6 protein-coding genes are annotated in these 5,678 nt (G+C 52.7%); 1 reads left to right on the forward strand and 5 read right to left on the reverse strand.

Features of this window, described 5'->3' with window-relative positions; translation table 11 throughout:
- Window positions 1-165: 165 nt before the first annotated feature.
- The 4 genes from ABEA92_RS31040 to ABEA92_RS31055 form a co-directional block, all read right to left on the reverse strand.
- Entirely contained in the window at window positions 166-831 is a 666-nt protein-coding gene (locus ABEA92_RS31040; RefSeq protein ID WP_345689725.1) for a D-glucuronyl C5-epimerase family protein, read from the reverse strand.
- Between the two features lie 522 nt (window positions 832-1,353).
- On the reverse strand, window positions 1,354-2,169 hold the full coding sequence (locus ABEA92_RS31045) for a hypothetical protein (RefSeq protein ID WP_345689727.1): 816 nt from the start codon (window positions 2,167-2,169) through the stop codon (window positions 1,354-1,356).
- 154 nt (window positions 2,170-2,323) lie between these two features.
- Window positions 2,324-3,067: a hypothetical protein gene (locus ABEA92_RS31050; protein WP_345689729.1), complete on the reverse strand. Its 744-nt coding sequence runs from the start codon at window positions 3,065-3,067 to the stop codon at window positions 2,324-2,326.
- A gap of 279 nt (window positions 3,068-3,346) precedes the next feature.
- A complete protein-coding gene (locus ABEA92_RS31055) occupies window positions 3,347-4,045 on the reverse strand; it encodes a hypothetical protein (RefSeq protein WP_345689731.1) in 699 nt (232 codons plus the stop codon).
- 424 nt (window positions 4,046-4,469) lie between these two features.
- Here ABEA92_RS31055 and ABEA92_RS31060 point away from each other — a divergent pair, with 424 nt between their 5' ends.
- The gene (locus tag ABEA92_RS31060; RefSeq protein ID WP_345689733.1) at window positions 4,470-4,796 is read left to right on the forward strand and encodes a DUF6572 domain-containing protein; all 327 of its coding nucleotides are present in this window, start codon (window positions 4,470-4,472) and stop codon (window positions 4,794-4,796) included.
- Between the two features lie 26 nt (window positions 4,797-4,822).
- Here ABEA92_RS31060 and ABEA92_RS31065 read toward each other — a convergent pair whose 3' ends face one another.
- Window positions 4,823-5,566, reverse strand: coding sequence for a hypothetical protein (locus tag ABEA92_RS31065; RefSeq protein WP_345689735.1), 744 nt, complete (start codon window positions 5,564-5,566; stop codon window positions 4,823-4,825).
- Window positions 5,567-5,678: the final 112 nt, after the last annotated feature.

Raw genomic sequence — 5,678 nt, forward strand, 5'->3', positions numbered from 1 at the left:
CCACTGACGGGCGAGCGACCGAAAAATGCCTCCGGCGACGGCACCTCACCACCACCCGCGGAAAAAAAATGAAATAAGACAAGAGAATTACCTCAACACCACTTGCCAACCTCGGACTTCATAGTCGTCACCGATCACGGGGCGGCAACGAGTAATTTTCCATTGTTAATCCGCCTGACTTCGCCGCTCCTGCGCATCCGATTGTTCGCGATTCACATAAGTGCCGCCGTCTTCGACGAAGGTGTCCGTCAATGCCCATTTCCATGAGTCGTAGTAAGTTGCGAGAGTTCCGCGACTATCATATGACTTCAAGGTGCGAAGCGTTCTGGCGTGAATGCGATGATAGTTTTCCCAAGCCGGACCGCTTCTCAAGTAGTCGCCAGCGTCATCACTCCAATGGAACCCATAATAGCTCCAATGTTTTCCCGGTCCGAAATGGTTCGCAATGTGAAAGTCATCAAGTGTCACACGGTTGTACTGCGTCCTCCCGAGCAATCGGATACCGCGGTCGATTCTGCGTTGCCAGTTCGTCACATGGCTTGCATCAGAGTCCAAGAATCTTGCTATACAGTGCATGAACTCGAGCGACAACAGCATGACATTTAGTGCAAAGCGTGGGCGCCGTTCGAACGGTCCCGCCGCCACATACCAATTCTCTTCGTTATCACCCTCGTAGTACATTAGCCCGCCTTCGCTAACGAAAAGGTCAAATGCCCTTCCGGCTCGCCTCATTCGGTCCAGCCAATATCCCCTGTCACGCTCCTCATGTTGAGCGATGCGTCCAAAGAGGTACGCAATCTCCGATTGGACCATCGCATCAGAATTGTTCATTTGCGGTACGGACCAGACGTCGACGCCGGGCGCTATCTCCTTCGCGTTACTCACCAGGTAATCGAGTTGATTAAAAAGCCTGAACTTACAGTTGGCCCTCACAGCGTCGGAGATCGAGACTTCAACTCCAGGGCTTGGGCATTTTCTGTAGCGATATACGTCACGGGCCAGAAGCTCGGCATAGCCAGCGATAAAGTGCGGGTTCAACAAAGCGATGCTAGTTGTAACGGTCGGGCTGGAGCCAGGAGGGTAGACCCAAACGGGGACATAAGGGTATCGCTGGCTGAACCCGACGCATCCCTCACCGTCGATCTGTCCACTGGTGCATTTTCGAGGGTTCACATAATTATGAGCGAGCCCGGCGGACGGGTAATGCTGTGTCGCCGGAAGCAGCCACTCAAGATTTTCATTGCACACGAAACATTCTCCCGATGCTTGCCGCAGTGATCGGCAGCACCATACGTTGAGTAATTGTATTGACGAACGACCAGCGTAACCGGGCGTCGATGTTACGCGTTAATCTCAGTTTCCGCCGGGTGTGCCGCTCCGGTTGACGCAATTGTTCTGTCGCTCGTTGGCCATGCGTTTGAACGTGTCACTCGCAAGGTCAAAAAACTGCATGCACGAGGCGAACATGTCGTCGGCATACGATTCTACCTCCTCGACGCGCAACACCCGAATGATTGTGTGAGGTTCACCCACGAGTTTATGTCGCCATGCCAAGGTGCCGGAATTAGTTCGGGTGACAATCAGCTCGCTATTTTCATTAAGGTACGCTTCTGCGAGTTCTGCGTTGATGACGATCAATGGAATCGCAATCAGGCAAACTGGTGACACGGCTGCGCTATACTCGTTGGTTTCGGCAATCTCAGCAGCGGTCGCCTTTGAGACCGACGTTGCCGAAGCGAACGTAGTATCGTTGCCTGTTGTGAAAGCCTGCGTTACACCGTACGCCGAGCGTTCGTGCATCTGAAACAATGCAAGGTCTTGAATGTCTTTGCGTTTACACAACTCCATGAGGGCCTTGGAGCCAAGCTTCGAGGCAGCACGCTGAGCCACTCGTGCAGGGTCAGCAAGACCGCGACCGCCAGTAAAGAGTACCCACGGTTTGTCTGGAGTGGATTTACATTCAATTATGAACTCGATCCGGACAAGAAGGCCATGGAATTCGCAGTCAACTCTCGCGGTTACGTCCGTTTCACGCTGCGATCCGGTTTCGGCGTCCTTGTAGTATTCGGATTGGACAATGCGAAAGCCCATTGAACGAAAGAGACTCGCCACCTTCATTTCAAGTGGGTATCCTTGCGTTTCAAGCCATTCGCGAATTCGTTCTTCCATTCGTAGACACGCTCGCTATTGCCACAGAACGACCCGCATCACGGGGCGGCGGGAGTTGACGTTGATTTCAAAACCGACTGGCTACCGCCGCTCCCGTGCATGCGATGGTTCTGCCTTCTGTGGGCTGCAAGTAATCATTGCCGAACATCAGTCATCAGAAGGTCAGTTCCTGAATTTTCTTTCGCTCTGCAGGTGGAAGCGAGGCAAATTTTTCGATCTGTTTTAGAACAAACTCGTGCAGTCGAGCCTTTCGGCTGATTAGTTGTTCCGAGATGAACTGGCAGTCGTCTCGACTGTAGCCGACCCCCTCACCGCGAGCAACAGTGTTCCTTATAAATGCGTCGGGAATGTCACGAATTGCCTCAATCCAACCTTTGTATCCCGTCGCTCTCTTCAAGTTCTTTTCCAGGCAGTGATCACCGGTCCCAATCAAATCCACGTGGTTCCGTATTTTCTGTCGCCCAGGTGTGCCAAATAGACAATTGCCGTGATCAAAAATGGCGATTGCGTCAAACTTTTCGTCATATGCGAGATTCCCTGGCCTTCGATCCTTGTTGATTAGCAGGGCGTCAAATAACGTGATTCCCCAACACAAAGCTGTGAACTTGTCGGCTATCACGGCAGGGTCAGCGTGAGGAGTCGGCTTTGGGCCATCAGGAAAAATCTCAAGCGAAAAGAATCGCGGCTGCGTGCCGGCGCGGTTCATCACTACGCCTCCAGGTGGAACTGGAAGATGTAAGTATTGCGCAAATCCCAAGGCTACGATCTCATTGGAAACCATGAATCGTCGTTTGTTGTCACTGTGCTTAACAATGACATTCAAAAGGCCATAAGAAGGCTGACTAGCGCCCCGTCCGACTTTGCCTCCTTCATAGATGATGCGGTGAGGAATCTTCATCGCTGCAGTTCATTCTCTGGCAGAACTTATGTTTCTACGGGATGACAGGGTGAGAACAAGTCGTTTTGGCGTGTTCTCACGGCTTGTTCGACTTATTCTCACGCAGCATCTCCTCTTCGGAGCGGGCTGTCCGTTGCAACATTCTGCCCCGATGCTGGACTAGTGTCAAGCTGATCCTCGACAAGTGCACGACTCTGGCGAGGAGAATTTTCGCTGCTTGAAACTAGGCATGCTAGTATCACCCTTGTTCGTCAGAGAATCATCAAAATGATTGCTGGCTCACGCCGCTCCAACGACCAATTCGAAATCGTTTTTGGTGAAGGGGGCGGCGTGATGGCGGACGGTGTGCACGCCGCCGGCCCATGATGATTCGATTGATGTCAATCGATAAAAGGTGGTTTCCAAATCTTCGCCAACCAAGTCGTCCGGGCCGAAGGTGATCGTCGGTGGGGTGTCACCGAACACCGGGATCCGCTTTCGCCAATTTGTCAAAATGGGGGACGTCACGCGGTTGCCGATTTCGGTGAGTGCGGGATGGGCGCTAGCCAACCACATCACCGGCCCAGCGGGACGTTTTTTACAGGGAAGCCATTTCGTTCCCGACGATACGGTGGTGACGTACGAGAATTCGCCGGCGTCGATCGCAGTTTGCGGGCCATATTGGTCGTTCGTTTGGCCGCTGCCCGCCCATAAATTCGCAAACTGAGTCGATGTTTCGACGGCGGAGTCGCGTAGATCGACGGTCGTGAACAACTCGGCGTGGACAATAAACTCGTTGGTCGATTTATCGATCCCGACGATCCCAACCGTTGCATAAACTTGCGGCGTCCGGAACGCCACCGATTGCGTGATCGGTGACGGGGTGTTTTCAATACCATGCACCGTGTCTTGAACGAGCAAGATCTCACGAGCCATTCGGGCGTTGATGTAGATTTCGCCGTAGATCGCTTCGCTGTAATTACACCCGTTATAGATCAACGTTCGGTCGCGAGTTGCATGATAATTTGGCGGGTCGAGAAAAGGATCGTTGGGCCGTGGATCGACGAAACCGGTGAACGAACCGCCGGAAGTGGTGACGGCCGAAACCTTTCTCTATAGACTGCACGCGACAAACGACTTCTTCCCACGTGTCACCGAGCCGAAAATCGCAGCAGACTCCGCTGGCGAACGCTTGCTCGACAATTGATGCTGAAAAAATTTCGTGGATGTTCTTTTGCAATCCCGATGCTGCACGTGTAGAATCTTGCCCGGGCCGGACGTTGCATGCGAATGCTGCGGGGGCCGCCAAGATTCTCGAACGCTACTTGCGGTACCGCGATGCCTCAACTGCTCGCATCGAGGACACGTTCCAGATTAGATACAAGTATCCAACATCTCCCTCTCCGAAACGGATTAAACATCGATGACGATTGCCGACGAAAACACAATTGACATGATCGCCCGGGCGAGCGAGGGTGGGCTGAAATTGATCATCGTTGACGATGGGTCGCTTGACGATACCGCTCGGTTTGAGGCTTTTCAAAAAAAGCTGCAAAACTATTTCAGATACATTGTGGGGCAGCTCAAGGATGATCACCCCGAATGCGACCCCAACGACATGACCATCACCGTAGCCTGTGCGATCCCGCCTACCGAAGCGATGCAAAAGATCGCCGGACTGGAACATCCCGGTGCGCCAGGGCTGTCAGTAAGCGTCGTCTACGAAGTCATTTCCAGTCGTTTTGGCTGACACACGGATTGGGAAGCAACCTGAGCTTAGGTCCAGCGAGTGGATGGATCCTCACACCACTCTTGGATCTCTGCCCCTCTCAAATCACTTGAGCCTTCTCGAATACGCTGAAGAAGCGATTGGATTTCGGCTCGCTCACAAAAACCGCAGAGCTCGAGTGTATCTCCCGACTCACCCTTGCACAGATTAAGTGCGATGCCCTCACGCGGGTCGTCAGTCTCTTCCGCTTGCCACCACAAGAGCGGATAGATATTTCCAATCGCACCATCCGTGAGCGGATTAAATCCGTCGGCATATCCGCTCGTCACATTGAGCGTCCAATCGTTCCCAAGGACGCTGGTCGACTTACATGCAATATCATAATTGCTTGCGAGTCCAGAAACCATAAGTTCCGCAGGAGCCTCGCCGTCGATTGACAACATTGCTTCATGCAAGAGATTGAATGTTGGCTGTCTGCCCTGCTCATCTCTCCAGGTTCTCATTGAATACATGACTGTAAGTTCCTCGGAATCGCTGTACGGCTGCATCGTGAGATTCGAACCGCAATCCAATTTAGACTTGTAGGTAGCCATCTGAGACAGCGATTCCTTTCCAGCCAGCATGGCCGCAAAGAGTTCCTGTTTGCGACTCGGAAAACATCGCGAAATCAGTTCGCAACGTGACTCGAAATCGCCAGTTGCCGCCCAAAACGTGCATGCAACAAAATCTCGCCAGTCTTTACGTAGCTTAACATCAACTACCCCAACCCGGGCCTCCTTGTCTTTACCCACGAATTTCATCCTTGATTTGACCGGTTAGTTTCATCGCGTCAAGAAGCGACTGCATTTTTCGATAGCCACGCCAGATCGTTTGCCAGCCTGGTTCGCCGTCGCTTTTGCGACC

The organism is Novipirellula caenicola (genome assembly GCF_039545035.1).
Lineage (GTDB): Bacteria > Planctomycetota > Planctomycetia > Pirellulales > Pirellulaceae > Novipirellula > Novipirellula caenicola.